Annotated in this window: 23 protein-coding genes; 17 read left to right on the top strand and 6 right to left on the bottom strand. The window is 66.5% G+C overall.

The genetic code is table 11. The features are described 5' to 3' along the window. Positions 1 to 11 precede the first annotated feature (11 nt). From SBP01_RS01220 to SBP01_RS01210, 3 genes are all read left to right on the top strand, one after another. On the top strand, positions 12 to 1,691 hold the full coding sequence (locus tag SBP01_RS01220; RefSeq protein WP_320537219.1) for an ATP-binding protein: 1,680 nt from the start codon (positions 12 to 14) through the stop codon (positions 1,689 to 1,691). Positions 1,692 to 1,719: 28 nt separating this feature from the next. Beyond that, a complete protein-coding gene (locus tag SBP01_RS01215) occupies positions 1,720 to 3,252 on the top strand; it encodes a putative bifunctional diguanylate cyclase/phosphodiesterase (RefSeq protein WP_320537218.1) in 1,533 nt (510 codons plus the stop codon). 187 nt (positions 3,253 to 3,439) lie between these two features. After that, positions 3,440 to 4,489 carry an EAL domain-containing protein gene (locus tag SBP01_RS01210; protein ID WP_320537217.1) on the top strand — a complete coding sequence of 350 codons (1,050 nt, stop codon included), beginning with the start codon at positions 3,440 to 3,442 and terminating at the stop codon, positions 4,487 to 4,489. A gap of 74 nt (positions 4,490 to 4,563) precedes the next feature. Here the strand turns inward: SBP01_RS01210 and SBP01_RS01205 are convergent, their stop codons facing one another. From SBP01_RS01205 to SBP01_RS01190, 4 genes are all read right to left on the bottom strand, one after another. After that, the gene (locus SBP01_RS01205) at positions 4,564 to 5,307 is read right to left on the bottom strand and encodes a glycerophosphodiester phosphodiesterase (RefSeq protein ID WP_320538397.1); all 744 of its coding nucleotides are present in this window, start codon (positions 5,305 to 5,307) and stop codon (positions 4,564 to 4,566) included. Between the two features lie 86 nt (positions 5,308 to 5,393). Beyond that, positions 5,394 to 5,642 carry a hypothetical protein gene (locus SBP01_RS01200; RefSeq protein ID WP_275213807.1) on the bottom strand — a complete coding sequence of 83 codons (249 nt, stop codon included), beginning with the start codon at positions 5,640 to 5,642 and terminating at the stop codon, positions 5,394 to 5,396. Positions 5,643 to 5,741: 99 nt separating this feature from the next. After that, entirely contained in the window at positions 5,742 to 6,560 is an 819-nt protein-coding gene (locus SBP01_RS01195; protein WP_320537216.1) for an HAD family hydrolase, read from the bottom strand. A 149-nt stretch (positions 6,561 to 6,709) separates the two neighbouring features. Next, positions 6,710 to 7,351 carry a DNA alkylation repair protein gene (locus tag SBP01_RS01190; protein ID WP_320538396.1) on the bottom strand — a complete coding sequence of 214 codons (642 nt, stop codon included), beginning with the start codon at positions 7,349 to 7,351 and terminating at the stop codon, positions 6,710 to 6,712. A 209-nt stretch (positions 7,352 to 7,560) separates the two neighbouring features. Here SBP01_RS01190 and SBP01_RS01185 point away from each other — a divergent pair, with 209 nt between their 5' ends. Beyond that, positions 7,561 to 8,457, top strand: coding sequence for a glycosyltransferase family 2 protein (locus SBP01_RS01185; protein ID WP_275213805.1), 897 nt, complete (start codon positions 7,561 to 7,563; stop codon positions 8,455 to 8,457). A gap of 4 nt (positions 8,458 to 8,461) precedes the next feature. Beyond that, complete coding sequence (locus SBP01_RS01180) at positions 8,462 to 8,656, top strand: DUF2795 domain-containing protein (protein ID WP_275213803.1); 195 nt, start codon at positions 8,462 to 8,464, stop codon at positions 8,654 to 8,656. A 20-nt stretch (positions 8,657 to 8,676) separates the two neighbouring features. Here the strand turns inward: SBP01_RS01180 and SBP01_RS01175 are convergent, their stop codons facing one another. Further along, entirely contained in the window at positions 8,677 to 9,615 is a 939-nt protein-coding gene (locus tag SBP01_RS01175; protein WP_320537215.1) for a carbohydrate kinase, read from the bottom strand. A gap of 66 nt (positions 9,616 to 9,681) precedes the next feature. On the opposite strand from SBP01_RS01175, the gene SBP01_RS01170 reads away from it, so the two are divergent. The 10 genes from SBP01_RS01170 (at position 9,682) to SBP01_RS01125 (ending at position 22,170) form a co-directional block, all read left to right on the top strand. Continuing rightward, a complete protein-coding gene (locus SBP01_RS01170; protein ID WP_320537214.1) occupies positions 9,682 to 11,373 on the top strand; it encodes a sialidase family protein in 1,692 nt (563 codons plus the stop codon). A gap of 223 nt (positions 11,374 to 11,596) precedes the next feature. Continuing rightward, complete coding sequence (locus tag SBP01_RS01165) at positions 11,597 to 13,219, top strand: ABC transporter substrate-binding protein (protein WP_320537213.1); 1,623 nt, start codon at positions 11,597 to 11,599, stop codon at positions 13,217 to 13,219. A gap of 158 nt (positions 13,220 to 13,377) precedes the next feature. Beyond that, positions 13,378 to 14,283, top strand: a complete 906-nt coding sequence (locus SBP01_RS01160) for an ABC transporter permease (RefSeq protein ID WP_320538395.1) — start codon at positions 13,378 to 13,380, stop codon at positions 14,281 to 14,283. A 3-nt stretch (positions 14,284 to 14,286) separates the two neighbouring features. After that, entirely contained in the window at positions 14,287 to 16,428 is a 2,142-nt protein-coding gene (locus SBP01_RS01155) for a dipeptide/oligopeptide/nickel ABC transporter permease/ATP-binding protein (protein ID WP_320537212.1), read from the top strand. After that, positions 16,425 to 17,231 (top strand): ABC transporter ATP-binding protein, encoded by an 807-nt coding sequence (locus SBP01_RS01150; protein ID WP_275213796.1) that lies wholly within the window; start codon positions 16,425 to 16,427, stop codon positions 17,229 to 17,231. Before SBP01_RS01155 ends, SBP01_RS01150 begins: the two co-directional genes overlap by 4 nt. A gap of 48 nt (positions 17,232 to 17,279) precedes the next feature. Next, positions 17,280 to 18,209, top strand: coding sequence for a dihydrodipicolinate synthase family protein (locus tag SBP01_RS01145; protein ID WP_320537211.1), 930 nt, complete (start codon positions 17,280 to 17,282; stop codon positions 18,207 to 18,209). 162 nt (positions 18,210 to 18,371) lie between these two features. Further along, positions 18,372 to 19,316: an ROK family protein gene (locus SBP01_RS01140; protein ID WP_320537210.1), complete on the top strand. Its 945-nt coding sequence runs from the start codon at positions 18,372 to 18,374 to the stop codon at positions 19,314 to 19,316. A gap of 57 nt (positions 19,317 to 19,373) precedes the next feature. After that, on the top strand, positions 19,374 to 20,057 hold the full coding sequence (locus tag SBP01_RS01135; protein ID WP_320537209.1) for an N-acetylmannosamine-6-phosphate 2-epimerase: 684 nt from the start codon (positions 19,374 to 19,376) through the stop codon (positions 20,055 to 20,057). A gap of 14 nt (positions 20,058 to 20,071) precedes the next feature. Further along, entirely contained in the window at positions 20,072 to 21,319 is a 1,248-nt protein-coding gene (gene nagA, locus SBP01_RS01130) for an N-acetylglucosamine-6-phosphate deacetylase (protein ID WP_320537208.1), read from the top strand. Between the two features lie 122 nt (positions 21,320 to 21,441). Beyond that, positions 21,442 to 22,170, top strand: a complete 729-nt coding sequence (locus SBP01_RS01125; RefSeq protein ID WP_320537207.1) for an IclR family transcriptional regulator — start codon at positions 21,442 to 21,444, stop codon at positions 22,168 to 22,170. On the opposite strand, the gene SBP01_RS01120 is transcribed toward SBP01_RS01125, so the two are convergent. Continuing rightward, positions 22,151 to 24,082: an FAD-binding monooxygenase gene (locus SBP01_RS01120; protein ID WP_320537206.1), complete on the bottom strand. Its 1,932-nt coding sequence runs from the start codon at positions 24,080 to 24,082 to the stop codon at positions 22,151 to 22,153. The genes SBP01_RS01125 and SBP01_RS01120 overlap by 20 nt on opposite strands. Positions 24,083 to 24,368: 286 nt before the next feature. Between SBP01_RS01120 and SBP01_RS01115 the strand changes: the two genes are divergently transcribed. Together SBP01_RS01115 and SBP01_RS01110 are read left to right on the top strand one after the other, a co-directional pair. Further along, positions 24,369 to 25,856 carry a fumarylacetoacetate hydrolase family protein gene (locus SBP01_RS01115; protein ID WP_320537205.1) on the top strand — a complete coding sequence of 496 codons (1,488 nt, stop codon included), beginning with the start codon at positions 24,369 to 24,371 and terminating at the stop codon, positions 25,854 to 25,856. Next, on the top strand, positions 25,853 to 26,524 hold the full coding sequence (locus tag SBP01_RS01110) for a GntR family transcriptional regulator (protein WP_320537204.1): 672 nt from the start codon (positions 25,853 to 25,855) through the stop codon (positions 26,522 to 26,524). The genes SBP01_RS01115 and SBP01_RS01110 overlap by 4 nt, the downstream gene beginning before the upstream one ends. The last annotated feature ends 59 nt before the right edge of the window (positions 26,525 to 26,583 follow it).

Raw genomic sequence — 26,583 nt, 5'->3', positions numbered from 1 at the left:
ATGACTGAACAGTGCTTACCAGCATCGAGGGGGACGGGTTGCCAGCGGACACACCACACGTAGCAACCGTGCCCTACCTGGCCGTGGTGGCGGACCCGGACTCCGGGCGCCGCCAATTCGTGGCCGCAGCACTGGAATCGGCGGGTTTCACGGTCCGCGCTGCCGGGAACTCCGCTGACCTGTCCGCGATTCTGGACGAGGCCAAGCCCTCGGTGCTGGTCCTCGACAGTTCCCTGTCCGACATCGACGTTGCGGCCCCCGTGCTGGCGCTGGTGGACCTGGACAGTCCGTCCGAAGTCAAAGCCGTGGAGCATGCCGGCGTGCGGGACTGCATTGCCAAACCTCCCGCAGCCAAAGAGTTGATCCACCGTGCCACGGCCCTGATCAACCTGGTTTCCCGGCGGACGGAAGCCCGGCATGAAGCGGAGACGCTGCGCGAAAGGCTGCGGCAGGTGTCGGCAGCACTTCGCGGGACCAACGATCCCCAGCAGATCGCCGACTTTGTGGTGACCGGCTTCGGTGAGACCTTCGGCGCGGACCGGGTTTGCCTGGCCACCTTCGAGGACGACCGGGTGCCGCTGATCACCGCCCAATGGCACCGGCGCGGGCTGGATCCCCTGCCCGGGACGTTGTTCGCGGCCGCGGAGGATGCCCGCCCGGCGGCGGATCTGCTGTGGTCACGGGCAGAACCCCTGACAGCCAACGGAGCTTCCGTGGGCGGCACTGACGACGCCGAGGTTCCGGCCCAGCTGGCCGCCCTCAATGCGGCAGCTTACGTGGCCGTTCCGATGGGCGATGGCAGTTCCTCGCTCGGCATCATCTGGATAGCGCTGCTGGACTCCCCCCGGGAGTGGTCGCGGGCCGAGCTCGGCCTCATCCAGCACGTCGCCGGCAACGCGGCCCATGGGCTGATCCAGAGCCATCTGATCACCAGCCAGCAGCAGGTGGTCAAGCAGCTCCGGGAGCTGGATAAGGCCAAGACCGACTTCCTGGCCACGGTCAATCATGAGCTCCGCACCCCGCTGACCTCGATCATGGCGTACCTGGACATGATCCAGGAAAACACCACGGACCCGGTGTCCACGGACGTCCACCAGATGCTGGACATTGTGGTGCGCAACACGGAACGGCTGCGCCTGCTGATCGAGGACATGCTGAGCGTTTCCCGCCATGGTCACGAGCTCAGTCCGCTGCAGCTGACGTCCGTCCGGCTGGCGCGGACCCTGAAGATTGTGACCGCCGCGCTCACCCCGCTGGCCAAGCTGCAGAACGTCAGCATCGTCCTGGCCCCCGTGGCCGAGGACCTCGACATCCTGGCGGACGAAGTCCAGCTTCAGCAGGTTTTTACCAACCTGGTTTCCAACGCCATCAAGTTCACGCCGGGCGGCGGCCGGATCGACGTCGGCTGCGTATTCGAGACCGACGCCGGCGGCACCGGCCGGGCAGCGGTCACGGTAGCGGATACCGGGATGGGCATCTCCGACGATGAGCTGGCCCACATCTTCACCCGCTTCTACCGGGCCTCCAACGCCATGTCCGGGGCGGTGCCCGGCACCGGCCTGGGGCTGGCCATTACCCAGGACATCGTGGACCGGCACGGAGGCAGCATCGACGTGGCGTCGCAGCTGGGCCAGGGCACCACGGTTACCGTCAAGCTCCCCCTCGACACACCTTCACCCCAGAACCACTAGACCCTGCACCCCCGGAGAGGAGGTCCCGTTGTTCGCCGATGATGACCCCAGACTGTCCCAATTGTTGGAGGGAATTGTCCGGCTTGCCTCGGGAGACCTCCAGTCACGGATAGAAGTCTCGCCCGCGCGCGACGAACTCGACGCCATCATCATGGGCACCAACCTCCTGGCTGAGGACCTGCAGATCATTTATGAGGAACTGGAACAGCGCGTGGAGGACCGCACCCAGCGCCTCCACGAGGCCCATCGCGAAATGCAGCAGATGGCCATGCAGGACCCTCTTACCGGCCTCGCCAACCGGTCCGCGCTCCTTGCTGCGCTGAAGTCCGCCCAAGACCAAACCGGCGCCGCCCAGCCCGTGATCCTGCTCCTGGACCTGGACGCCTTCAAGTCCATCAACGACAGCCTGGGCCACGCCGCCGGGGACCAGGTGCTGACCACGGTCGCACGGCGTATCCGCGGCGCTGTCCGGCGCACTGACGTGGTGGCCCGCCTCGGCGGGGACGAGTTCGCGATTGTCATGCCTGCCACGGGCACCGACCAGGCCGTCGTCGTCGGTCAACGCATCCTGGCCGCCCTTAAGGAACCGATCGAGCTGCCCGACCGGACCATACGCTGCGGTGCCAGCATCGGGCTCAGCGCCGGGGAACCCGGGCGGTCGCCGGAGGACCTGCTGATGGAGGCTGACGTGGCAATGTACGCCTCGAAGGCCGAGGGCCAGAACCGGCTCCACGTGTTCGAGCCTGGCCTGCTGCTAGTTCGCAGGCTCCGCAGCCAACTCCTCGATGACCTCCGGACCGCCGTGAAAGGTGAAGGACTGGTGCTGCATTACCAGCCCGTGGTTGAGCTGGACACAGGCCGGATTGAAGGGGTGGAAGCCCTGGTCCGCTGGCAGCACCCCACCCGGGGGCTCATCATGCCGGACGAATTCATCCCCCTCGCCGAAGACGCCGGCCTGATCTCCGAGCTAGGCCTCTGGGTCCTCACAACGGCGGTGAACCAGCTCCGCCGCTGGGTTGACGATGCGCTGGTGGACAGTTCCTTCTCCGTGCGGATCAACATTTCCGCCACCGACCTGCAAAGCCTCCAGTTCATCGAAGATGTCCGCGGGGTGCTCAAGGAAACAGGGGTGCGGCCGGAGCAGGTTGTCCTCGAACTCACGGAAGTGGCGATCGTCAGGGGCAACGAACTGGACCGGTACTCCCTGGGCGGGCTGCGTGGGCTTGGAGTGGGAATTGAGATTGACGACTTCGGGACCGGCTACTCATCCATCAGCTACCTGCGCCGCCTCCCGGTGGACCGTGTCAAGGTGGACCGGTCGCTGATCGAAGGGCTTGGTACCGATCCCAGCCAGCCTCCCCTGGTGGCTGCCGTCCTGCAGTTGGTGCGGGCCTGCGGACTGGAAGCCGTTTGGGAAGGTGTGGAAACCGCGGAGCAGGCTGAACACCTGCGGAACCTGGGCTGCCTCAGTGCGCAGGGCTACTATTTCAGCAAACCCGTTCCGCCCGAACAAGTCCCTGGCCTTCTGGCCGGAACTCCCGCACAAACTCATAGCGCTTAGGCATTTCAGGGGCTGCGCTTTTCGCCCCTCCCGATATACGATCTAGTTGCGGTATCCGATTCTTCCAGGTCAGGAGATCGGCCAAATCGGAAGCATCGGATTTTCGGAAAGCGCCAGGAAATTTGAAAATAGAACGGCCACTGAGGCATTACTTCGTCAACTGGGGGCGTCGATAATGACAGTTCGCGTGCAAGCATGGGGAGTTATCGCTGCAGTATTAGCGGATCCTGATCCTGCTGGTGCGGCCATCCGCCAGCACCTCAGCGACCGCCTGGGGGAAAACCCCGGCGTACCGGAACGGGCCCTGCTCGAATACCTGCTGGAACGCCGGCAGCTGGACGCAGCGCAGGAACGCGCCACGGGTACGCCCAGCGCCCATCAACCACTCAATTCCGTACCTCCGCATCTCGCGGAACGGATGGATTCGCTGCGGAGCCTCTCCAGAATTAGCGCCTTGCTGGAGAAGCAGATGCTGATGACCGCGTTCCAGCCCATTTACGGACTGGATTCCAAGAGCGTGGTGGGTGTCGAGGCGCTGTCCCGCTTTGTCAGTGACGACGGAGCCGGCGCGGAACTCTGGTTTGCCGAAGCTGCTGCGGTTGGTTTGGGCGCCAACCTGGAATTCTCGGCGCTGGGTTCCGCGGCACTGGCCGCCGCGAACCTTCCCCAGCATCTTTATGTGGCGATGAACATCTCGCCGGCATCCTGCCTTGATCCGCGCCTGCCGGAATTGTTTGACCACATTGAGTTGCCGATTGAACGAATAGTCCTCGAATTGACCGACGGCATTCCGGACGAGCAATACTCGGATTTCATTGCCGCAATAACTCCGCTGCGGGAACGCGGACTGAGAATTGCCATCGATGACTCACACTCCAGTGCCGGCACACTGAGCCGGATGCTGCATTTGCGGCCCGACTTCATCAAGCTGGGACGAAGCGTGATCAGCGGCGTTGACCAGGATCCCACGCAGCATGCGGTTGCCGCCTGCATGATTGAATTTGCCACCCGGATCGGAAGCGTCGTGGTCGCCGAAGGCGTGGAAACCGCCGAGGAACTCACCGTCCTGGCCGAGCTGGGCTTTAGTGCCGGGCAGGGCTACCTTCTGGGCAGGCCCTCAGTACGGCCCAAGGATTGGGCTGCCTGGAATGCACCGCTCGACCCTGACGAGCTCCGGTTCCTGACGGCCGAGTCCGGCCGCTTCCCGGGTCCCGGCGGCGCCGACCGGCGTCAGTAGGCGGCACCGGAGCCCTCAACGCAGCACCGCAGGCGGCTGACGTCCCGGCGTGGGCCCGGCATCGCGGCGGAACTTCAGCCGGGCCACTCGTTCCGTTCCAGAAGCACCTGCCTCAGCAGGTCTGCCCGGTCCGTCACGATCCCGTCCACGCCGAGGTCCAGCAGCCGGCGCATCTCGGCGGGATCGTTGATGGTCCAGACGTGGACCGCGAGGCCGAGCGCGTGCGCGCGGCGGATGAAACCCCGTGTCACCACCCGGATCGCGCCCTGCCGCACCGGAACCTGCAGCGCCTGAACGTCGCGGAGCGGGCCCCGGAGCACCAGGCGAAGCACCGGGACCGGGAGAACAGGGCCAAGAAGAACAAACAGCCCGTTCGTCACCACCCCCGCAGAGGACGCAACCGGCCGGCTCAGCAGCTTCAGCACCGCCCGGCGTCGGCGGTCTGAAAAGCTGGCCACCAGGACACGGTCATGGGCGCCGTGACGTTCAATGCCGGCGGCCAGGGTACGCACGGAGGCCCAGTCCTTGATGTCCAGATTCACGCGCACGTCCGGGTACGCCGTGAAGAGTTCATCGAACAGCGGGACCGGTTCGGACCCGCCGATCCTGGCGGCGGCAACGTCCGCGGCGGTCAGTTCCGAGATCCGCCCCTGGCCGTCAGTGACCCGGTCCAAGGTGTCGTCGTGGAAAAGCAGCAGCACGCCGTCGGACGTGGTGTGGACGTCGGTTTCGACGTACCTGCACCCGAGTTCCACCGCGGCGCGGAAGGCGGCCATCGTGTTTTCGAGCCCCTCCCGGGAGAAGCCGCGGTGGGCCATGGCGATAGGGGGCTGCGGGCGCGAGGCACCACCGGATGGGTCAAAGTACCGCTCGGTCACGCTGCGAGCGTACCGGAACCTGGCCGCTAGGCGCCCTGCGGCACGATCTCCACGTCATCGCTGCAGTGGAGCATCGTGCGCCCCAGCCCGCCGTCGAGGTTCACCCACACAGAGGTGCAGTCCGAGGTGATGGCATCGACGAACCCGCCGGTTTCGTATCCGGGAGTGATGAGGATGCGCACACGGTCGCCTTCCTTCAGCGCCTTCCAGTGCGCGGCAGGCTCTGCCGGGCGGATTGCCGCTTCGTGCCTGCGTTGATTGCCGTTCCTTGCCATGACGTTCCCCTCAAGCTGTGGATGCTTGTCCACGCCAACGTTAGGCGGCGAAAGTTAACGTGAGGTGAGCGGTAGCTGTGAAAAGGGCCATGGCAGCGGTCAGGTGCGCTGTACACCCAACTCCGCGAGCCTGGCCTCCAGAACCTGGGCCACGCCGTCGTCGTCAAAGTGGGGTGCCTGCTGCCCGGCCGCGCGGATGGCATCCGGGTGGCCGCTGGCCATCCCGTATCCGCTGCCCGCCCAGCGCAGCATCTCCACGTCGTTGGGCATGTCGCCGAACGCCACCACGTCCGCGGCGTCGATCGAGAGGGACCTGGCGTACTCGGCCAGGGTGACCGCCTTGTTGACGCCGGGAAGGCACAGTTCCAGCATGGCCACGCTGGGAGCTGAGTGCGTTGCGTACGCGAGGTGCGCGACGGCGGGACGGACTTCAGCGAGGAAATCGTCCGGAGTGCCCTCCCTGACGATCGCGAGGAACTTCACGACGGCGTCGTCCGCGGTGAGCGTTTCCGCCAGCGCGGCGGGGGTGAATTCGGCCAGCAACTCGCTGGAGCCGTTCTCGATGAAGCCCGGCTCCAGATGGAACCCGGTGAGGGTCTCGGCCGCGAACAGCGCGGCCGGACGCAGGGACTTGATAATCTGGCGGGTTTCCCGGACCGCGTCAAGGCTGAGGGTCCGGGCGGAGACCAGCCGGTCGGCCTCAAGGTCCCAGACCACGGCGCCGTTGGAGCAGATCACCGTGCCGGTGTGGCCCAGCTGATCCTGCAGCGGGTGCAGCCAGCGCGGCGGCCGGCCGGTAACAAAAACCAGTTCGACGCCGGCCTCCCGGCAGGCGTGGAAGGCACGGACGGTGCGGTCGCTGATTTTTCCGTCGTGCCCAAGAATGGTCCCGTCAATATCACTTGCTACCAGCCGCATACAGCCAGTCTACGTGGGGCGTTCTGGGCGGCGGAGCCCACGTTTCCTTGGAGCCCACGTTTCCTCGGAGCCCACGCCCGTCGAGTGGCGAGGTCTCGGCGCTAAGTGCCTCGCTTAGCGCCGAGACGTCGCCGCTCGATGTCCTCGGACTACTGCTGCCGCCGCTTGACCATCTCCGCGATCCAGATGGGCGCGTACGGCGAGGTGCAGTTCGCTGGCGTCGGGTAGTCCTTGAGCACTTCCAACCGCTCCCCGATGTCCAGCGCGCGGGCCCGGTGCCCGGCGTGTTCAATGCCGATCTGGGCCAGGCAGTGGTTCATGGCCCACTGCAGGCGCTCCGGCGCGGACTGCATCTCCGCTTCGATGACGTCCAGGAGCCCCGGGAGGTCAAGGCCCTCCGGCTCTTTCGCCACGCGTTCTGTTGTCAGGGCCCAGCCGGCACTCGCCACCACCGGATCCGGGTCGGCGAACCAGAGGAGGCGAAGGGCCTCGGCGTGCGGGCTCTTCTTCACCACATAGTTCACCAGCCAGTCCTGCACCTTGGGGGTGCGGGCCCCGCGCAGCATGAGGTCCAGTTCGGCCGCATCGAATGCCTTCGGGCGGCAGATCAGCAGGGCCAACAGCCGCGCCGCGGTGTCCCCGGTCGCCCACAGTTGGAGTGCGAGGTCCTGCTGGACCTTCAGCCGCTTGGCTACCGCCCGCAGCTTGCTGAGGTTCACTCCGTGATCGTCGCCGTGCCGCGCGTTGACCTCGCGGGCCCGGGGGTCCTCAAGTGCAGCCAGCTCGGCCATTACCGCCTCCACCGTGGTCTCGCTCAGCGTCGTCGTCCTGGCCACGTCAGTCTCCTGTCCTCGTGCATTTGCCTCGGCCAACCGATGGCGGCCGGCTGACTTAAAGCCCGCGGGCGTCCTGCTGGCGCAGCGGCGTTTAGAGCGGACCCCTACGGGGTACGCCAGACAATACACCCGTACAAAGTGTCCCCTAACCGAAGGCGGCAGCTTTGAATCGCCACACTTCAGTGCATTGGGCGTCCGGGCAGCCCAGCGCCGACCCGGCCGTGGATGTCCTTATCCCCACCTGCAACAGGCCCGCCGAACTCACTGTCACACTGGCGGGCCTTGCCGCGCAGGAGGCCCCGGTATTCCGCCTGGTCCTCAGCGACCAGTCGGACGGCGTTCAGGTCTGGAACCACGCCACGGTGGCTGCCATGCTGCGTGTGCTGGCCGCACAGGGCACGCCGATTGAACTGCACCGGCACCTGCCCCGCAGGGGCCTGGCCGAACACCGCCAGTTCCTCCTGGAAAAGGCTCATGCAGAGAAGGCGCTTTTCCTGGACGACGACGTCTGGCTGGAACCCGGGGCCCTGCAACGCATGAGCCGTGCGCTGGATCAGCTCCGCTGCGGCTTTGTGGGCATGGCACCCCAGGGACTCTCCTACCTGGACGACCGGCGTCCCGAACAAACAAATGTTTTCACGCCGTGGGAGGGGGCAGTGACACCCGAACGGATCAGGCCCGGCGATGCAGCATTCCGGCGCTGGACCCTGCACAGCGCTGCCAACCTCAGCCACCTCAGCGCCGACCTCGAGCTGGAGCCGGGCCAGTGGATTCCCTACAAGGTGGCCTGGCTGGGCGGTTGCACGATGTATCGCCGCCAGGCCCTGGAGGACGCCGGCGGATTCCGGTTCTGGACGCAGCTTCCGCCCGAGCATTGCGGCGAAGACGTCGTGGCTCAGTGGCGGGTAATGGAAAAACACGGCGCTGCGGGAATCCTGCCGGCAGGGGCGGTCCATCTGGAATCGCCCAGCACCGTCACGGATCGCCGGGTCGAAGCCTTCGATTTGGTGCTGCGTGACGCGGTGGAAGAAAAATCAGCGCAATTAACCCCCGAAAGGTAATGCAATGGCAGACACACCAAACCCGATCCAGATCCAGAAGTTCCTTGGCGGCGTGGACTACCCGGCAACGAAGGACACCCTGGTCTCGCATGCCAAAGACTCGGGCGCAGACGGCAATGTCCTGGACGCCCTGCAGAAGATTGCAGACAAAGAGTACGACAGCCCGGCGGCGGTGAGCTCCGCCGTATCTGACGCCTAGGCCAGTTTTCCCTGACCCGCCTACTCCTCCGGGACGCCGTTCAGTTCCGACCGGGTGGGCGGGTTCGCGCCGGGCCGGGAGACGGTGACCGCGGCAGCGCGGGAGGCATGAGCCAGGAGTGCAGCAAGGCCCTCGGCCGGAAGCCCGCGGAGGTCTTCGCGGTTCTGTGCGCCGTCCAGGCCGCGGTCAACGATCCCGGAGAGCAGCGCGGCCATAAAGGAGTCCCCCGCGCCGACGGTGTCAGCCACCTCCACTTCCGGTGCGGGGCATTCCACCTCACCCGCAGCGGTAATCCCCCACGGACCGGCCGCACCGCGGGTGACCACCACCATCGCCGGCCCTTCCTCGCGGCCGAGGGCCAGCCAGCGCCGGGCGGATTCCAGCACATCGACGCCCGGATACAGCCACGCCAGGTCCTCGTCGGAAGCCTTCACAACATCCGCCAGGGATGCAAACTTTTCCGCCTGCTGCCGTGCGTAGTCCACGTCGGTGATGATGCTCGGCCTGCAGTTGGGATCGAAGCTGATAGTGGCAGAGGGGTGTGCGTGTTCGACGGCGGCCAGCACCGCTGCGGCGCCCGGCGCCAGCATCGTGGCGATGGAGCCCGTGTGCAGCAAAGTGGTGCCCTGCAGAATAAACGCGAGGCGGTCCGCGAGGCCGGGAAGTTCCCAGGCGAGGTCGAAGGTATAGGTGGCGGCGCCGTCGTCGTTAATCACTGCGGTGGCCACGCTGGTCGGCAAGTCGTCCGGTCCCTGCGGCAGCATCACGGAACTCGCGCGCAGGTGGGCGGCAAGGGAGTCCCCGTAGGCGTCACGGCCGTAGCGCCCGATGAACTGCACCGGGTGGTCCAGCCGGGCCAGCCCCACTGCGACGTTGAGCGGACTGCCGCCCACATGGGCCTCGGTTCCGGAGGCGCGCTGGACAACATCAACAAGGCCCTCGCCAATTACAGTGAGCATGGTCATACTCTGCCAGAGAAGCGGCTTCCACACGCGGGTTTGTTGCCCTTCGCCTAGCATCGAGATATGACATCCCACCTGCGCCCGACGATGGCTGCCGTGCCCGCCGTCGAGCATGTCCTCGCAGTCCGGGGCACGGACGGCTACCGCCAGTACAGGATTCCCGCCCTTGCCGTCTCGCGGCAGGGCACCCTGCTGGCGGCCTACGACGGGCGGCCCAATCTTGACGACCTGCCCAACCCGATCGACCTCCTGGTGCGGCGCAGCACGGACAACGGACGCACGTGGGGATCCCAGCAGGTGGTGCGCACCGGCGTGGGGCTCAACGGCTACGGCGATCCGAGCCTCCTGGTGGACGTGGACACCGGCCGGATCTTTATGTTCCATGCCGCCGGAACGCACGCGGGCTTCTTCGAGGCGGCGGCCGGGATGGTGCCGGATGACCAGGTCCAGCACTGCGATCTGAGTTTTTCCGACGACGACGGACTGACCTGGCGGCACCGCCGGATCACCTCTCAGCTCAAACTCCGGCCGCCTGCACGGGCCGGCGAACCGGCCATGACCGGCATCTTTGCCGCAGCGGGGCAGGGCATCCAGATCCACGCAGGGCCGTTCCTCGGCCGCCTGGTGCAGCAGTTTGTGGTCCTGGCCGGCGGCGAGATCATGGCCGCCTCCGCGTTCAGTGACGACCACGGCGAGACCTGGACTCTCGGTGAGCTGATCGGCGCGGCGACGCACGGGGACAGTCCCAACGAAAACAAGGTGGCCGCCCTCGCGGACGGGCGCCTTTTGCTGCATAGCCGCGGTACCCCGCGACGGCTGGCCGCGACGTCGGACGACGGCGGCGCCACGTGGAGTGCGCTGGTTCCGGTTGAGGACCTCCCGGACCCTGGCGACAACGGTTCACTGGTCCGCTTCGACGGCCAGCCTTCGGTGACCGCCTTCAGCGCGGGTGTCACCGACGCGTGGCTGCTGGCCACAAACAACCACGACACGGCGTTGCGGCGGAATACCGTCCTCAGCCTCTCCCCCGACAACGGACGCAGCTGGCCGGCCAAGCTGATGCTGTGTCCCGGCAGCTCGGCCTACTCCACGGCCACCCGGCTTCCCGACGGCAACATCGGCGTGCTTTATGAGCGGCAGGGGTACCGGGAGATTGTGTTCGTTTCCGTTCCAGCGGAACAGCTCACCGTTCAGCTGACAGCAGGGCCTCCTGACATCGGAACCGCCAGGCCGGACGCCGACGCCGGCTTCGAGTTCGACATGGTTCTCCGCTCCATCACCCCCGGCCGGCCGCCCGTCTGGCAGAATGCCGGAGAGTTCCACGTGATGCCCGCCGGTGCAGGCGAATGGGGTGTGCACACCTGGAAGGAAATCGGCCAGGGCTACACAGCTGACTCAGCGCAGGTGATCGGTACCCGGGAAGCCCAGTACCTCAACTACGGACCCGTCACCCCTGGCTATAAGGCCGGCGATATCCTCGCCTTCACCGGCCGGGCGCGCAACGACGGGGACCTGCCGGTAACCGGCGTCCAGCTGTCCGGCCCCGGTTCACAGGCCTTCCCGGCCACGGACCTCGGCGCCGGCGAGGAAGTCCTCTACTTCACTCCCGGCTACACCGTCACGGCGGCGGACGTGGCACGCGGCCGCGCGGACGTGGTGTTTGAGGTGAAAGGCCAGCGGGGCACTTCAACCGTGCGCCGCCGTCGTGCGTTCACTTTTGATACCCGCACGGGAGCCGTCAGCGCGCCTGACTGAGAGAGCGTCCGCCCAAAACCCGCGTTAAGTGAGAGAGCGTTTGGGAAAAATCCACATTAAGTGAGAGCGTCCCCCCGGGGAGGCGAGGGCGGAGGCGAGGGCGGAGGCGAGGACGAAGGCGAGGGCGGGCGGCGCTTGACGGAAGGCTGTGATCCGACTTACAGTCGTCCTACGAGCTCGGACGTCCTACATCCGATAAACCTTCTGGAATGGCGAGGCCCTCATGAACAACACCCTAACGAACCTGCCGCTGGTCAATGATGCCAGCCGCCGGAACTTCCTCAAGCTGACCGGTGCCATGGGCGCTGCCGCGGCCTTCACCGCTTCTGTCGCCGCGTGCGGCAGCCCGGCGGCCACCACCACCGGCAGCTCCGCGAGCGCCGGCACCGTCAACAAGGACCTCACCATCGAAGCGGGCATCTCCTACGCCCTTTCCACCGGATTCGACCCGCTGAGCTCCTCCGGCGCCACCCCCATGGCCGCCAACCTGCACATCTTCGAAGGCCTCATCGAACTGCACCCGGCCACCCGCGAACCCTACAACGCCCTCGCCGCAGCCGACCCCAAGAAGGTCAACGACACCACCTACCAGGTGACCCTCCGCGACGGCGCCAAGTTCCACAACGGCGCCCCCGTCACCACCGAAGACGTCGCCTTCTCCTTCACCCGCGTCATGGATCCGGCCAACAAGTCCCTGTTCTCGCAGTTCATTCCGTTCATCCAGGACGTGAAGCCCGTGGATGGCAAGACGGTCGAGTTCACCCTCAAGTACGCGTTCCCCGGCTTCGGCCCCCGCATCTCCGTGGTCAAGGTCGTCCCCAAGGCCTTGGCCACGGACCTCAAAGCCTTCGACGCCGCCCCCGTGGGCACCGGCCCCTACAAGCTGGTCTCCGCCGTCAAGGACGACAAGATCGTCTTCGAAGCATTCGCCGACTACAACGGCCCCAAGCCGGCACTGGCCAAGGGCATGACCTGGCTCCTGCTCTCCGATGCCGCAGCCCGCGTCACCGCCGTCCAGTCCGGCCGTGTCCAGGCCATCGAGGACGTCCCCTACCTGGACATCGACGGCCTGAAGTCCAAGGTCAAGGTTGAGTCCGTGCAGTCCTTCGGCCTCATGTTCCTGATGTTCAACTGCAACAAGGCCCCGTTCAATAACAAGCTGGTCCGCCAGGCCCTGCATTACGGCCTGGACAAGGACGCCATCATCAAGAAGGCCCTGTTCGGCAACGCCAAGCCGGCCAGCTCCTACTTCCAGGAAGGCCACCCGGACTACGTCAAGGCCAAGAACGTCTACGGTTATGACGCCAAGAAGGCCGAGGACCTGCTCAAGGAAGCCGGCGTCAGCAGCCTCGAGTTCGAGCTGCTCACCACGGACACCGCCTGGGTCAAGGACGTTGCTCCGCTGATCCTCGAATCCTGGAACAAGATTCCGGGCGTGAAGGTCACCGTGAAGAGCATCCAGTCCGGCGCCCTCTACACCGACCGTGTCGGTGCCGGCGACTACTCCGTGGTTGCTGCCCCGGGCGACCCGTCAGTCTTCGGCAACGATGCGGACCTGCTCCTGAGCTGGTTCTACTCAGGCGCCACCTGGATGGAAAAGCGTGCCTACTGGACCGCCCCGGAGCGGGCAAAGCTGCAGGAACTCATGAACAAGGGCTCCCAGGCAGCCGGGGCGGATGCCAAGAAGATCACCGGCGAAATCGTGGACCTCGTCTCCGAGGAACTTCCGCTGTACCCGATCTTCCACCGCCAGCTGCCCTCCGCCTGGGACGATAAGAAGCTCAACGGCTTCAAGCCGCTGCCCACCACCGGAATGTCGTTCATCGACGTCGGACGCACCGCCTAAGCAGCCCTGCGTCGCGAGGCCTGTTCTGCGCCCCCATCCCCCGGAAACACGCAGAGCAGGCCTCGCACCATTGGATCTGCAGCAACTCAAACAAACCGGAGAACAAATTGGTCACGATATTGCGTCTGCTTGGCCGCAGACTCGCAGCACTGCCATTGATGATCCTGGGCATCACCCTGCTCGTCTTCCTTGTCCTGCAGGCCGCTCCCGGCGACCAGGCCAGCTCGGCCCTCGGCGACGGCGCCTCTGAAGAGGCGAAGGAGCAGTACCGCCAGGAAAACGGCCTGAACGATCCGCTGGTCATCCAGTACTTCGGCTTCCTCGGCAAGCTGCTGCGGTTCGACCTCGGCGTCACCACCCCGCCGGCCAAGTCGGTGGCCTCCATGATCGGCTCCGCGTTCCCCCTGACGCTGCAGCTGACCTTCCTCGGCGTCCTCATCGCCATTGTGGTGTCCCTGGCCTTCGGCATCCTCGGCGCCCTCTACCGCGACAAGTGGCAGGACCAGGTGGTCCGCGTCTTCTCGATCGCCGCGATCGCCACGCCGTCGTTCTGGCTGGGCATCCTGCTGATCCAGTGGTTCGCCCTGGGCGCCAACCCGATGTTCCCCTCGGGCGGCATCGCAACGCCCGAATCCGGCTTCGGCGGCTGGCTGAACTCCATGGCACTGCCGGCCCTCGCACTCGGCATCCCCGTTTCGGCCTCGCTGATCCGAGTGGTCCGCACCTCGATGGTGGAGGAACTGGACCGCGACTACGTCCGCACCGCCATCGGCAACGGCGTTCCCTACCGCGAGGTGGTCTCCAAGAACGTCCTGCGGAACGCCCTGGTCACGCCGGTGACCGTGCTGGGCCTGCGCGTGGGCTACCTGCTGGGCGGCGCCGTCGTCATTGAAATGATCTTCGCCCTGCCCGGCATGGGCCAGCTGATCCTCAACGGCATCACCAACCTGGACATCAACCTGGTCCAGGGCGTGGTGCTGACCATCTCGGTCACCTTCGTTCTGGTGAACATCGTGGTGGACCTCCTGTACTTGCTCATCAACCCCCGAATCAGGACGGTATAGCTCATGCGCAGCAAGCTCGCTGAACGGCTGAGTGCCCCGGGCGTCCGCTTCAAGGCCCTGCCCTGGGGCTCCCGCATCGCCCTCCTCTTCCTCATCATGATCGTCCTCGCAGCCGTCTTCGCGCCGGTCATCGCCCCGCACGATCCGCTGGAAACCTTCATCCCGGCCACCCCGCCCGGCGCCGAGCACTTCTTCGGCACCGACCGGCTGGGCCGCGACATCTTCTCCCGCCTGCTTTACGGTTCACAGTCCTCGCTGATGATCGGCCTCGGCGCCGTCATCCTGGCCATTCTGGCGGGTGCGCTGCTGGGCTCCTTTGCCGCCACCTCCAGCAAGGCCGTGAACGAACTGATCATGCGCCTGATGGACATCCTGATGGCGTTCCCGGGCATCGCCCTGGCCGCAGTGCTGCTGGCCGCGTTCGGCAACTCGGTTCCCACCATCATCATCGCGATCGCCATCATCTATACCCCGCAGCTGGCCCGCGTGGTCCGCGCCAACGTGCTCTCCCAGTACGGCGAGGACTACGTCCGTGCCGAGCGGGTGATCGGTGCCGGCCGCTTCTACATCCTGCTCAAGCACATCGTCCGCAACACCGCGGCGCCCGTGCTGGTGTTCGCCACCGTCATGGTGGCCGACGCCATCATCCTCGAAGCCTCGCTGTCCTTCCTCGGCGCCGGCGTCCAGGACCCCGCCCCCTCCTGGGGCAACGTGATCTCCTACGGCCGCAACCTGGTCCTGTCCGGCGGCTGGTGGGCCACCACCTTCGCCGGTGTGACCATCCTGCTCACCGTGCTGTCCCTGAACATCCTGGCCGAGGGCCTCACCGATGCCATGGTGAACCCGAAGCTGCGCAAGGCACCTGCGGTAAAGGACGACGACGGCACGGCAGCCGCCGTTGCCGGCGCGGCGGTGGGTGCCGCCGTCGTCGTTGACACTGAAGTGGCGACGTCCGTGGCCCAGCCGTCCGTGGTGGAGCAGCATGAGCTCGACGGCGTCCGTGCCGCCCACGGCGACGTCCTCACCGAGGAGCACTACACCGAGGCCGGCATCCTCTCCGATCCGAAGCTGGCCGCGGCAAACCCGCACCTGCTGCTGGACAGGGAACTGGAACTCCTCGCAGCCATTGAGGGCCGCCGTACGGACCGCCTTCCGCAGGTCCCCGCGGATGCCCGCAACGTCCTGGAGGTCAGGAACCTGTCCATCCGGTTCCCTGGCCGGTTCGGCGAGACGGCGATCGTGGACAACGTCTCCTTCACCGTCCGCGAAGGCGAAACGATGGGCCTGGTGGGCGAATCCGGCTGCGGCAAGTCCATCACCTCCCTCGCGGTCATGGGCCTGCTGCCGAAGAGTGCGGTAGTTACCGGGTCCATTAAGTTCGACGGCAAGGAACTGCTGGACCCTGCCACCAAGCACAGCAGCGTCAAGGCCTACGAGGGCCTGCGCGGCGAGCAGATCGCCATGGTCTACCAGGACGCCCTGAGCTCCCTGAACCCGTCCATGAAGATCAAGGACCAGATGCTGCAGCTGACCCGGCGCGGCGGCCGCAAGACCCCCGCAGAGCTGCTGGAACTGGTCAAGCTCGATCCCGTCCGGACGCTCGCCAGCTACCCGCACGAGCTCTCCGGCGGCCAGCGCCAGCGCGTCCTGATCGCCATGGCACTGTCCCGCTCGCCCAAGATCGTGGTGGCCGATGAGCCCACCACCGCCCTGGACGTCACGGTCCAGAAGCAGGTGGTGGATCTGCTCAATGAACTGCGCGAACAGCTCGGCTTCGCCATGGTGTTCGTCAGCCACGACCTCGCCCTGGTGGCCTCCCTGGCGCACCGCATCACGGTGATGTACGCCGGCCAGGTGGTGGAATCCGCGCAGGCTTCGGAGCTGCTGCAGAACCCCAAGCACGAATACACGCGCGGCCTGCTGGGCGCTGTCCTCTCCATCGAGGCCGACGCCGTCCGGCTGCACCAGATTCCCGGCACCGTCCCGTCCCCGCGGGACTTCGCCCCGGGGGACCGTTTCGCGGCACGTTCGCTGCGGGCCGACGCCGACCCCAACCAGCAGCTGGTCCTCACCGCGGTGTCATCCGCCGGCGGCGGCGATGCCGACCACTACTGGGCAAGCCACCTGAAGGAGGACGCGAAGTGAGTGAATCCACCGGCAAGCCGGTCATCGAACTCAAGGACGTCAAGGTCTACCACCACGCCCGTGGCGGCAAGCTCTTCCGCCCCAACATCGTCAAAGCGGTGGACGGGGTGGACTTCACCATCAGCCGCGGCGAAACAGTGGGCATCGTGGGTGAGTCCGGCTGCGGCAAGTCCACCCTGGCCTCAGTGCTGGTGGGACTGCAGACGCCGACGTCGGGCGAGGTCCTTTTCCACGGCAAGCCCGCCATCAAGCGGAACGCCCACATGCGCAAGGAATTCGGCCGCTCCGTGTCCGTGGTCTTCCAGGACCCGGCCACGGCACTGAACCCGCGCATGACCGTCCAGGACATCCTCACGGACCCGCTGCAGATCCATGGCATCGGCACCGCGGCCACCCGCGCGGCCAAGGTCAAGGACCTGCTGGCGCTCGTCGGCCTGCCGCAGTCCGCGGCTGAGGTCACGCCGTCGCAGGTTTCCGGCGGCCAGCGCCAGCGCGTGGCAATCGCCCGCGCCCTGGCGCTGGATCCGGACATCATCGTGGCGGACGAGCCCACCTCGGCCCTGGACGTTTCCGTCCGCGCCCAGGTGCTGAACCTGCTGTCCGACCTGAAGACGCAGCTGAACCTCGGCATGGTGTTCATCTCGCACGATATCCAGACCGTCCGCTACGTCTCGGACCGGATCTGCGTCATGTACTTCGGCAAGATCGTCGAACAGGGCAGCGCCGCACAGGTCTTTGACAGCCCCACCAACGACTACACCAAGAAGCTGCTGGGCGCCGCGCCGAGCCTGCTGCACATCTAGATTTCCCCCAATAAGTTTTCGTCTAACCATCAATATTTGGAGAACACTGTGACAACTGTCGCTTCCCGCTTCCAGGGCGTCATCCCGCCCGTCGTAACCCCCCGCACCGTGGACGGCGCCATCGACGTACCGTCGCTGGAAAACGTCACCAGGCACCTGCTCGACGGCGGCGTGAGCGGCCTGTTTGTGCTGGGTTCCTCCGGCGAGGTCACCCATATGACCAACACCGAGCGCGACCTCGTTGTACAGACCGTGGCAGGCGTGAACGCCGGCCAGGTGCCCGTGATTGTGGGCGCTGTGGAGCAGACCACCAACCGCGTCATCGAAGAAGCCAAGCGCGTCATCGCGCTGGGTGCCGACTCGATCGTGGCCACCAGCCTGTACTACGCCATCTCCAACGCCCAGGAGAACAACACGCACTTCCGCTCCATCGCCGCCGCTGTGGACGTCCCCGTTTTCGCCTACGACGTCCCGGTGCGCACCCACTTCAAGCTGCCCACCGACCTGCTGGTCGAGCTGGGCCGCGACGGCGTCATCGCCGGCGTGAAGGACTCCTCCGGTGACGACGTCTCCTTCCGCCAGCTGCTCATTGCAGCCAAGGACATTCCCAACTTCGACATCTTCACCGGCCACGAAGTGGTAGTGGACGGTGCCCTCCTGGGCGGCGCCCAGGGTGTTGTTCCGGGCCTCGGCAACGTTGACCCGGCCGGCTACCGCCGCCTCTACGACGCTGCCGTTGCCGGCGACTGGGCCAAGGCCGCCGCCGAGCAGGACCGCCTGGCCGATGTCTTCGAAATCGTCTACACCCCCAAGGCAGGCCGCATGTCCGGCAACGCCGCGGGCCTGGGCGCCTTCAAGACCGCCCTGCAGCTTATGGGCGTCATCAAGACCAACGTCATGAGCGCCCCGATGCTCTCCCTGGACGAAGACGAGACTGCAGCGGTCAAGGTCATCCTGGAACGCAACGGGCTGATCTAGTCTTTACCGCCGGGGTGAGGGGCGCTGGGCATGCTCCTTTTGCCGGTTGCTGCGCTCGTTCCTCGCGCTCTGACGCAACCTATACAAAAGAACCATGTCCAGCGCTGCGGAAGCGCCGTCCGGTGACTGAGCCTGTCGAGATCCCCTGTTAGGAAGAGAATAATGTACGCGATCGGGGTTGACCTTGGCGGCACTAAGACTGCTGCCGGGGTTGTTTCGGAGGATGGGGCGGTCTTGTTTTCGGAGACTGTTCCGACGCTGAATCGGGATGGTGGGGACGCCATTTTGGATGCTACTGCGGAGCTGGTTTCTTCGCTCCTTTCCAAGGCCCAAGCAGAGGGCCTGGATGTTGTGGGGGTTGGCGTTGGGTCTGCCGGGGTGATTGATGCCGGGCACGGGGTGGTGGTTTCGGCTACCGACGCGATCCTCGGGTGGGCCGGGACGGAATTGACTGCTGGATTGGCGGCGCGGCTCGGTTTGGAACCTGGCACTGTGCGGGCCGTGAACGATGTCCATGCGCACGCCCTCGGTGAGTCGTGGACCGGTGCCGCTGCCGGAACGGCCAGCTCCCTGTTGGTGGCCTTCGGCACCGGCGTCGGCGGCAGTTTTGTGCTCGGCGGGCAGCCGGTCCTCGGGCACCGCTACGTCGGCGGACACGTGGGGCACTTTGCCTCGCCGTATGCGTTTCATGAAGGCGCGGCTGTTCCCTGCGTCTGCGGCGGAGCCGGGCACGTTGAGGCCATCGCCTCCGGGCCCGCCATCCGCGAGACGTACCTCCGGCTGGGCGGCACGGCGGACCCGGCAGACGCCCGCGCCGTTTTTGCCCTGGCCGGCGGAAGCGACGCCGCTGCCATCACGGCCGTAGGCATCGGGGCCGGTGCTGCCGGGCAGGCCGTGGGCGGGCTCGCCAACATCCTTGACCCGGAGGTGGTGGTGGTTTCGGGCGGCCTCTCCGACGCCGGAGCCCCCTGGTGGCGCCCCATGGAACGTGCCCTCCGCGCCGAGCTCCTGCCCGCTTTGGCCGGGCTGCCCGTCCTCCCGGCTAAACTCGGCAACGCGGCCGCCATGGTGGGGGCCGCGCGCCTGGTCCTCACTTCCCCGTCCTGACACCATCGTCCTAAGTACCTCGACAAACCGCCCGCCAAACTTCCAGAGGAACCGATCGTGATCCTGACCCCCGAAGCCCTTGAATTCCTCCGCGGGCAACTGATCGTCTCCTGCCAGGCCTACCCGGGCGAGCCCCTGCGCGATCCCCGCACCACCGCGCAGTTTGCCGCCTCTGCTGTGATCGGCGGTGCCGCCGCAGTCCGTGTCCAGGGCCTGGCCGATGTGCAGTTCAGCCGCGCAGCCGTGGAGGTTCCGGTGATCGGGCTCTGGAAGGACGGGCACGACGGCGTCTTCATCACTCCCACGCTCCGGCACGCCTTGGCCGTGGCAAACGCAGGCGCGCACGTCGTGGCAATCGACGGCACCCGCCGCCAGCGTCCCGACGGACTGACCCTTGCCGAGACGGTTGCAGGCATCCACGCCGAATCCCACGCGCTGGTGATGGCTGACTGCGGTTCCTTCGACGACGCGGCTGCCGCCGTCGAAGCCGGGGCTGACCTGATCGGCACCACCCTGTCCGGCTACACCGGCGAGCGCCCCAAAACGCACGGCCCCGACCTGGAGCTGATTGAGCAGATCGCCGCTGCCGGTTTCGGCGTTCCCCTCATCGCCGAGGGCCGCCTGCATACCCCTGCGCAGGCCCGGGAGTCGCTCAATGCCGGCGCATTCGCCGTCGTGGTTGGCACGGCCATCACCCACCCGGCCACCATCACCGGCTGGTTTGCCGAGGCCCTGAAGTGACTCCGCAGGACCAAATGCCACGGAAACAAAAGCAAACGAATGCCGCCGGCTCCGGGAGCTATCTCTTGCCCGGCACGGTCCTGACGGACGGAATGTCCATGGACAACGCCGTCGTGGCCGTGGCTGATGGCCGCATCGTATACGTGGGCGCCCGCGCAGGCATGGACGCATCGATGCCGGGCCTTGAAGAACTGGAGTTGCCGCCGGGCAGCATGATCCTGCCCGGCCTCATTGACCTCCACTGCCACGGCGCAGCGGGCGGCGACTTCCCGACCGGCAACAGCGAACCGGCCCGCACCGCCGTCGAGTTCCTGCACCGCGCCGGCACCACCACGCTGCTCGCAAGCCTGGTGACTGCTTCCCGCGCGGACCTGTTGCGGGGCCTGAAAACACTGCGGCAGCTGGCCGACGAAGGTCTCGTCGCGGGCATCCACGCCGAGGGCCCGTTCCTGTCGCACGCCCGCTGCGGCGCCCAGGACCCGCGGTTCCTCCGCGACCCCGACGTCGGCCTGCTCGGTGAAATGATGGACGCCGCCGGCGGACACCTGCGGACCATGACCTACGCGCCCGAACTCCCCGGCGCCGAAGCCCTGGTGCGGATGCTCGCCGAAAACGGTGTGACGCCGTCGCTGGGGCACACCGATGCGGATGCGCGCACGACGGCGGCCTCCCTCACCGCGGCTGCCGAACTGCTGCAGGCAGCCGGGCGGGGACCGGCGTCGCGCCCCACCATCACCCACCTCTTCAACGGCATGCCGCCGCTGCACCACCGCAGCCCCGGCCCTGTGGCCGCGTGCCTTCGGCTGGCCGCCGCCGGCAAAGCGGCCGTGGAACTCATCGCGGACGGCGTTCACCTGGATCCTGAAACCGTGCGGATGGTGTTCGACCTGGTCGGCCCGGAAAACGTGGTCCTGGTAACCGACTCAATGGCCGCCACCGGCCTGCCCGACGGGCACTACGAGCTCGGTCCGGCATCTGTCTCCGTCAGCGCTGCCGTGGCGCGGCTCGGCGACGGCACCCTCGCCGGCGGGACGGCAACGCTGCTGGACGTGGTGCGCCGGACCATCGGCGCCGGGGTGGAACCCGCCGCCGCAGTCCTGTCCGCGACTGCCGTCCCGGCGGCCATCATCGGCGAGCAGGAGCATGTGGGGGGCCTCCGCGCGGGCCTGCGCGCCGACGTCGTGGTGGTGGACGGCAACTTTGAACGCGTCCTGGTCATGCGCGCGGGGCAGTTACTGGACAAGGGAGAGGCTCGCCGCTAACGCGCCGAACGGTGGCCGGTCCGCGGTCAGGCGTTCGATATTCGCAACCTGTGTTCTACTATGGGGCTGCCGGCTTTGAGGCCTGGGGCATCACCGGACAGAAACGACAGGGGTACGGCGGCATGGCAGACGCAGCACTTCCGGACGGCAAGGCCGCACCGGCCCATTCGCAGACCCTCTCCCGCGGGATCAGGATGCTGGAGATCCTGAGCGAGGAAACGACGGCGCTCAGCATCGCAGAAATTTCGGCCAGGATGGGCGTCCACCGCTCAATTGCCTACAGAATCCTCCGCACCCTTGAAGACCACAGACTCGTCGCCAGGGACAACGCCGGGAGCATCGTCCTGGGCACCGGGTTGGCCACGCTGGCCCGCGGCGTTGCCCGCGACCTGCAAACTGCAGCGCTGCCGGAGCTGACAGCCCTCGCCAATGAACTGGGCACCACCGCTTTCCTGGTGGTGCTGGACCGCGGGGACTGCACCACCCTGACCAGCGTGGAACCGCGGCACAGCCGTGCCGCGGTGGTCCAGCGGCCCGGCACCCGCCACGCGCTGAACCTGGGGGCGCCGGGGCTGGCTATCCAGGCAATCCTGGACGACGCTCAGTGGGAGGCGGTTTCGCCGGATCAGCCCCGGCGTCCGGAAGTGGCGTCCGTCCGCGAGTCGGGATTTGCCGTCAGCCACCACGAAGTCCTGCCGGGGGTTACGTCCGTGGCCGTCCCGCTCAGCCCGGCCCAGGGGCTCCAGCCGGCCGCCATCGCCGTGGTTTATCCCAGCGCCCAGCTCCCTCCTGAGCAGGTGGGCAGCTCCGTCAAGGATGCCGCCCGGCGGATCAGCGAACAGCTCCGCTAGCCGCCGATGCCTCCAACCGGGGCGCCAGAAGGGGAGCGAAGAACGCCCCGAGCTCAGCCGTCGCGGTCAGGGGCAGGACATTTGCCACGTACTGGTCCGGCCGCACCACCACCACCACACCGCCGCGGTCCACGCCCCGCAGCTCGAAAATATCGGCTGTGGGATCGGTGGCGTACACCTTCTCGTAATCGGTGAGCTTGAACGGTCCCACCAGGGGTTTGAACACGGCCGGCACCGCCCCGATGTCCAGGCTGGCATGCGCCTGCTGGTAGATCACCTTCACGTCGAACCAGGCGTCGGGATCCGCGTCCGACGGCGTCGCGGCCAGGGGTGATTCCGGCGAGTTCGCGATCCATTCGGCAAACCGGTCCGTGGCAGACGCTGGCTGGGTCCCTCCTGACGGAAGTGCCTGGTCCGCGAAGACGTAGATGCGCCAGCGGCCGTCAGCCGTGGCATGGTGGCCCAGGTGGACGGGGTTGGTGTCGCCAACCCGCACCACGGGAGCTGACTTGAAGCGCTTTCCCACGGGGAAGCCCGTTGCGAGGTGCTGGTGATCCGCGGGTGCAACCAGCATGGACGGCGCGTACTCGGTCATGAACCCGGCCGGAAACTCGGCCGTGCTGACATAGAAATTCTCGAGCTCCGTGGGGTTCGCGAACTCTTCGGGCTTCTTGGCCATCATGGTGGACCACTCTTTATCGAAGTCGATGAGGTTTTTCGCCACCACCTGGCGCTCTTCCGAATAGGTGGAGAGCAGGGACTCCGGGCTGCGGCCCTCGAGCACGTGGCCGAGTTTCCACGCAATGTTGAAGCCGTCCTGCATGGACACGTTCATGCCCTGGCCGGCCTTTGCGCTGTGTGTATGGCAGGCATCCCCGGTGATGAACACCCGCGGGGTCCGCGTGCCGCGGTCCTCCGGAAGGACGTCGTCGAACCGGTCCGTGAGGCGGTGCCCCACCTCGTACACGCTGTGCCAGGCGACGTTCCGCACGTCCAGGGTGTAGGGGTGAAGGATCTCGTTGGCCTTGGCGATGATTTCTTCGATGGTGGTGTTTCGCACGGCACCGTTGTCGTCCGGGTCCACCTCGCCCAGGTCAACGTACATCCGGAAGAGGTGGCCGCCCTCGCGCGGGATATGGAGGATACTGCCGCCCGAGCCGGACTGGATGGCGCACTTGGTGCGGATGTCCGGGAAGTCTGTCACGGCGAGGACATCCATCACGCCCCACGCGTGGTTGGCAGCGTCTCCGGCGAGGGTGCAGCCGATCGAATCCCGCACTTTGCTGCGGGCGCCGTCGGCGCCGACCACGTACTTTGCCCGGACGGTGCGCTCTTTGCCTTCGTTCGGGCCGGAGGTGTGCAGCAGTGTGACGGTGACCGGGTATTCCCCCTCATCGGAGACCTCAAGATCCACGAACTCAAAACCATAATCCGGCTTCATGCGGGCGGGGGAATTGGCCATGAACTCGGCGAAGTAGTCCAGCACGCGGGCCTGGTTGACGATGAGGTGCGGAAATTCGCTGATCCCGGCAGGGTCATCCGGCGTGCGCGCTGCCCGGACGATCCGCGAGGGGTCCGTTGCGTCGGGCTTCCAGAATGCCATCTCGGTGATGCGGTAGGCCTCGGCGATGATCCGCTCCGCGAAGCCAAAGGCCTGGAACGTCTCCACACTACGGGCCTGGATGCCATCGGCCTGGCCGATGGCCAGCCGTCCCGGGCGGCGCTCCACCATCCTGGTGGTGACGTTCGGAAACTGGGACAGCTGCGCGGCGGCGAGCATGCCCGCGGGCCCGGAGCCAACAATCAACACATCAACGTGGTCCGGAAGCTCATCGGGGCGGTCGATGCCGACCCCTGCTGCGGGCTTGACCCGGGGGTCTCCGGATACGTAACCGTGGTGGTGGAACTGCATGGGCTTTCCTCACTTCACTGTGGGATTGGCTTTCATAAGGGACCCGGGTCAACTGGAACCGAGAACCTCAGGAGTGTTCGATATAAGAATTTTGGTTTCTATATTAGAAACAAAGCGCTGGTCCATGACTGTACGGCAGGTGTGACGCCGCATACAAGTACCCGAAAACTACGACTACCGTTGAGGCCTCGCGCCGCGAGAAGTCGCCGCACCAGAGGGGTTGACAGGCCCCACTCATTGGGGAATAGTCATCGTATACGATTTCGTACTTGATGAGGAGACGGTTTTGGAGCAGGTCAACGGGGACATCCTCGCAGCGGCACGCAAGGTGATCGCAGTGCACATCAACTACCCCAGCCGGGCCGCCCAGCGGGGCCGCACGCCGGCCCAGCCGTCCTACTTCCTCAAGCCCTCGTCATCGCTGTCCCTCAGCGGCAGCGCGGTGGAACGCCCCGCAGGGTGCGAACTGCTCGGCTACGAGGGCGAGATTGCCCTGGTCATCGGCAAGGCCGCACGGCGGGTCAGCATCGAGGACGCCTGGAGCCACGTTGCCGCCGTGACCGCCAGCAACGATCTGGGCGTCTACGACTTGCGCTACGCGGACAAGGGCTCCAACCTCCGGTCCAAGGGCGGCGACGGCTTCACCCCGGTAGGCCCCGCCCTCATCCCCGCAGACGCCGTGGACCCCGCCACCCTGCGCATCCGCACCTGGCACAACGGGGAGCTCGTCCAGGATGACACCACGGGGGACCTGCTTTTCCCGTTCCCCCGGCTGGTGGCGGACCTGTCCCAGCTGCTCACGCTCGAGGAGGGGGACATCATCCTCACCGGCACGCCGGCCGGCGCTTCTGTGGCTAAGCCCGGCGACGTCCTCGAAGTCGAGGTCGGCACCGCGGACGGGCGCCTCACCACCGGCCGGCTGGTCACCTCCGTTGCGGAAGGCACGACGCCGTTCGCTGAGTTTGGTGCCGCACCCAAGGTTGATGACCTGCAGCGCGAGGAGGCATACGGTTCCCGCGAAGCGGCGGGTTTGGCACCCGCCGAAGCGGCCGCCGTCGTGCCTGCCCTCTCCCCCGAACTGAAGGCCAAACTGGAGAGCGTGGCCACCGCCACCCTGTCCTCCCAGCTGCGCAAACGCGGCCTCAACAACGTCAGCATCGACGGGCTGCAGGCCACCCGCCCCGACCGTCGCGTGGTGGGCCTGGCCCGGACCCTCCGGTACGTCCCCAACCGGGAGGACCTCTTCAAGACCCACGGCGGCGGCTTCAACGCCCAGAAACGCGCCATCGACTCCGTCAACGAAGGCGAAATCCTCGTGATGGAGGCCCGCGGCGAAAAGGGCACCGGAACGGTGGGCGACATCCTCGCTCTCCGGGCCCAGGTCCGCGGCGCGGCGGCGATCATCACCGACGGCGGCGTCCGCGACTACACCGCGGTGGCCGGCCTGGAGATGCCCACCTACTTTGCCAACCCGCACCCCGCCGTGCTGGGCCGCCGCCACATCCCGTGGGACAGGGACATCACCATCGCGTGCGGCGGTGCCACGGTCCAGCCCGGCGACATCATCGTGGCCGATTCCGACGGCATCCTGGTGATCCCGCCGGCCCTCGCCGAGGAACTGGTGGAGGACTGCATCCAGCAGGAAAAAGAGGAAGCGTTCATCTTCCAGATGGTCCAGGAAGGCAACAGCGTTGACGGCCTCTACCCCATGAACGCCGAGTGGCAGAACAAGTACGCGGAGTGGGAACGAACGGGAAGAGGACCACGCCAATGACTGAGACCGCATTAACCGCCGCCGGCAGCAAGTCCCAGCAGGCCTACGAAGCGGTTAAGGCACGCATTGTGGGAGGCACCTACACTCCCGGTTACCGCCTGGTCCTGGCGGTCATCGCCAAAGACCTGGGCGTGAGTGTGGTGCCGGTCCGCGAGGCCATCCGCCGGCTCGAGGCCGAGGGGCTGGTGAAGTTCGAGCGGAACGTTGGCGCCACGGTGGCGGGGATCGACCCCACCGAGTACCTGTACACCATGCAGACGCTGAGCATCGTCGAAGGCGCCGCCACCGCGCTGTCAGCTCCGCTGATCGGCGCGGCCGATGTGGCCCGTGCCCGTGCGGTGAACGCGGAGATGCGCGAATGCCTGGAACACTTCGATCCGGTCCGCTTCACACAGCTCAACCAGGACTTCCACAGCGTCCTGTTCGAGCACTGCCCCAACCCGCACATCCTGGGCCTCGTCCACAGCGGCTGGAACCGGCTCGCCTCCCTGCGGTCCTCAACCTTCCGCTTCGTCCCGGGCAGGGCCCACAATTCCGTGGATGAGCACGAGTCACTGCTCCGGCTCATCGAATCCGGCGCCGACGCGGACGCCATTGAAAAAGCAGCACGGCTCCACCGCAGCGCCACCCTCGATGCCTACCTCGCGCAGGCCCAACCCCTCCAATAAAGCAACGCGGGGTCACTTAACGCCCGATAAACGGCCCCCATTGGGCGAGAAGTGACCCC

It is taken from the genome of Pseudarthrobacter sp. IC2-21, from assembly GCF_034048115.1.
Classification (GTDB): domain Bacteria; phylum Actinomycetota; class Actinomycetes; order Actinomycetales; family Micrococcaceae; genus Arthrobacter; species Arthrobacter naphthalenicus.
Note: the sequence above shows the minus strand (reverse complement) of the source record. Positions and strands in the feature narration are given on the sequence as shown.

Excerpts from the sequence above, each read along its gene's own strand:
- SBP01_RS01170 (WP_320537214.1), top strand. The coding sequence starts at position 9,682 with ATGACATCCCACCTGCGCCCGACGATGGCTGCCGTGCCCGCCGTCGAG.
- SBP01_RS01205 (WP_320538397.1), bottom strand. The coding sequence starts at position 5,307 with ATGGCCCACCGCGGCTTCTCCCGGGAGGGGCTCGAAAACACGATGGCC.
- SBP01_RS01120 (WP_320537206.1), bottom strand. The coding sequence starts at position 24,082 with ATGCAGTTCCACCACCACGGTTACGTATCCGGAGACCCCCGGGTCAAG.
- nagA (WP_320537208.1), top strand. The coding sequence starts at position 20,072 with ATGCCACGGAAACAAAAGCAAACGAATGCCGCCGGCTCCGGGAGCTAT.
- SBP01_RS01165 (WP_320537213.1), top strand. The coding sequence starts at position 11,597 with ATGAACAACACCCTAACGAACCTGCCGCTGGTCAATGATGCCAGCCGC.
- SBP01_RS01175 (WP_320537215.1), bottom strand. The coding sequence starts at position 9,615 with ATGCTCACTGTAATTGGCGAGGGCCTTGTTGATGTTGTCCAGCGCGCC.
- SBP01_RS01180 (WP_275213803.1), top strand. The coding sequence starts at position 8,462 with ATGGCAGACACACCAAACCCGATCCAGATCCAGAAGTTCCTTGGCGGC.
- SBP01_RS01200 (WP_275213807.1), bottom strand. The coding sequence starts at position 5,642 with ATGGCAAGGAACGGCAATCAACGCAGGCACGAAGCGGCAATCCGCCCG.
- SBP01_RS01190 (WP_320538396.1), bottom strand. The coding sequence starts at position 7,351 with ATGGCCGAGCTGGCTGCACTTGAGGACCCCCGGGCCCGCGAGGTCAAC.
- SBP01_RS01125 (WP_320537207.1), top strand. The coding sequence starts at position 21,442 with ATGGCAGACGCAGCACTTCCGGACGGCAAGGCCGCACCGGCCCATTCG.
- SBP01_RS01195 (WP_320537216.1), bottom strand. The coding sequence starts at position 6,560 with ATGCGGCTGGTAGCAAGTGATATTGACGGGACCATTCTTGGGCACGAC.
- SBP01_RS01110 (WP_320537204.1), top strand. The coding sequence starts at position 25,853 with ATGACTGAGACCGCATTAACCGCCGCCGGCAGCAAGTCCCAGCAGGCC.
- SBP01_RS01155 (WP_320537212.1), top strand. The coding sequence starts at position 14,287 with ATGCGCAGCAAGCTCGCTGAACGGCTGAGTGCCCCGGGCGTCCGCTTC.
- SBP01_RS01160 (WP_320538395.1), top strand. The coding sequence starts at position 13,378 with ATGATCCTGGGCATCACCCTGCTCGTCTTCCTTGTCCTGCAGGCCGCT.
- SBP01_RS01140 (WP_320537210.1), top strand. The coding sequence starts at position 18,372 with ATGTACGCGATCGGGGTTGACCTTGGCGGCACTAAGACTGCTGCCGGG.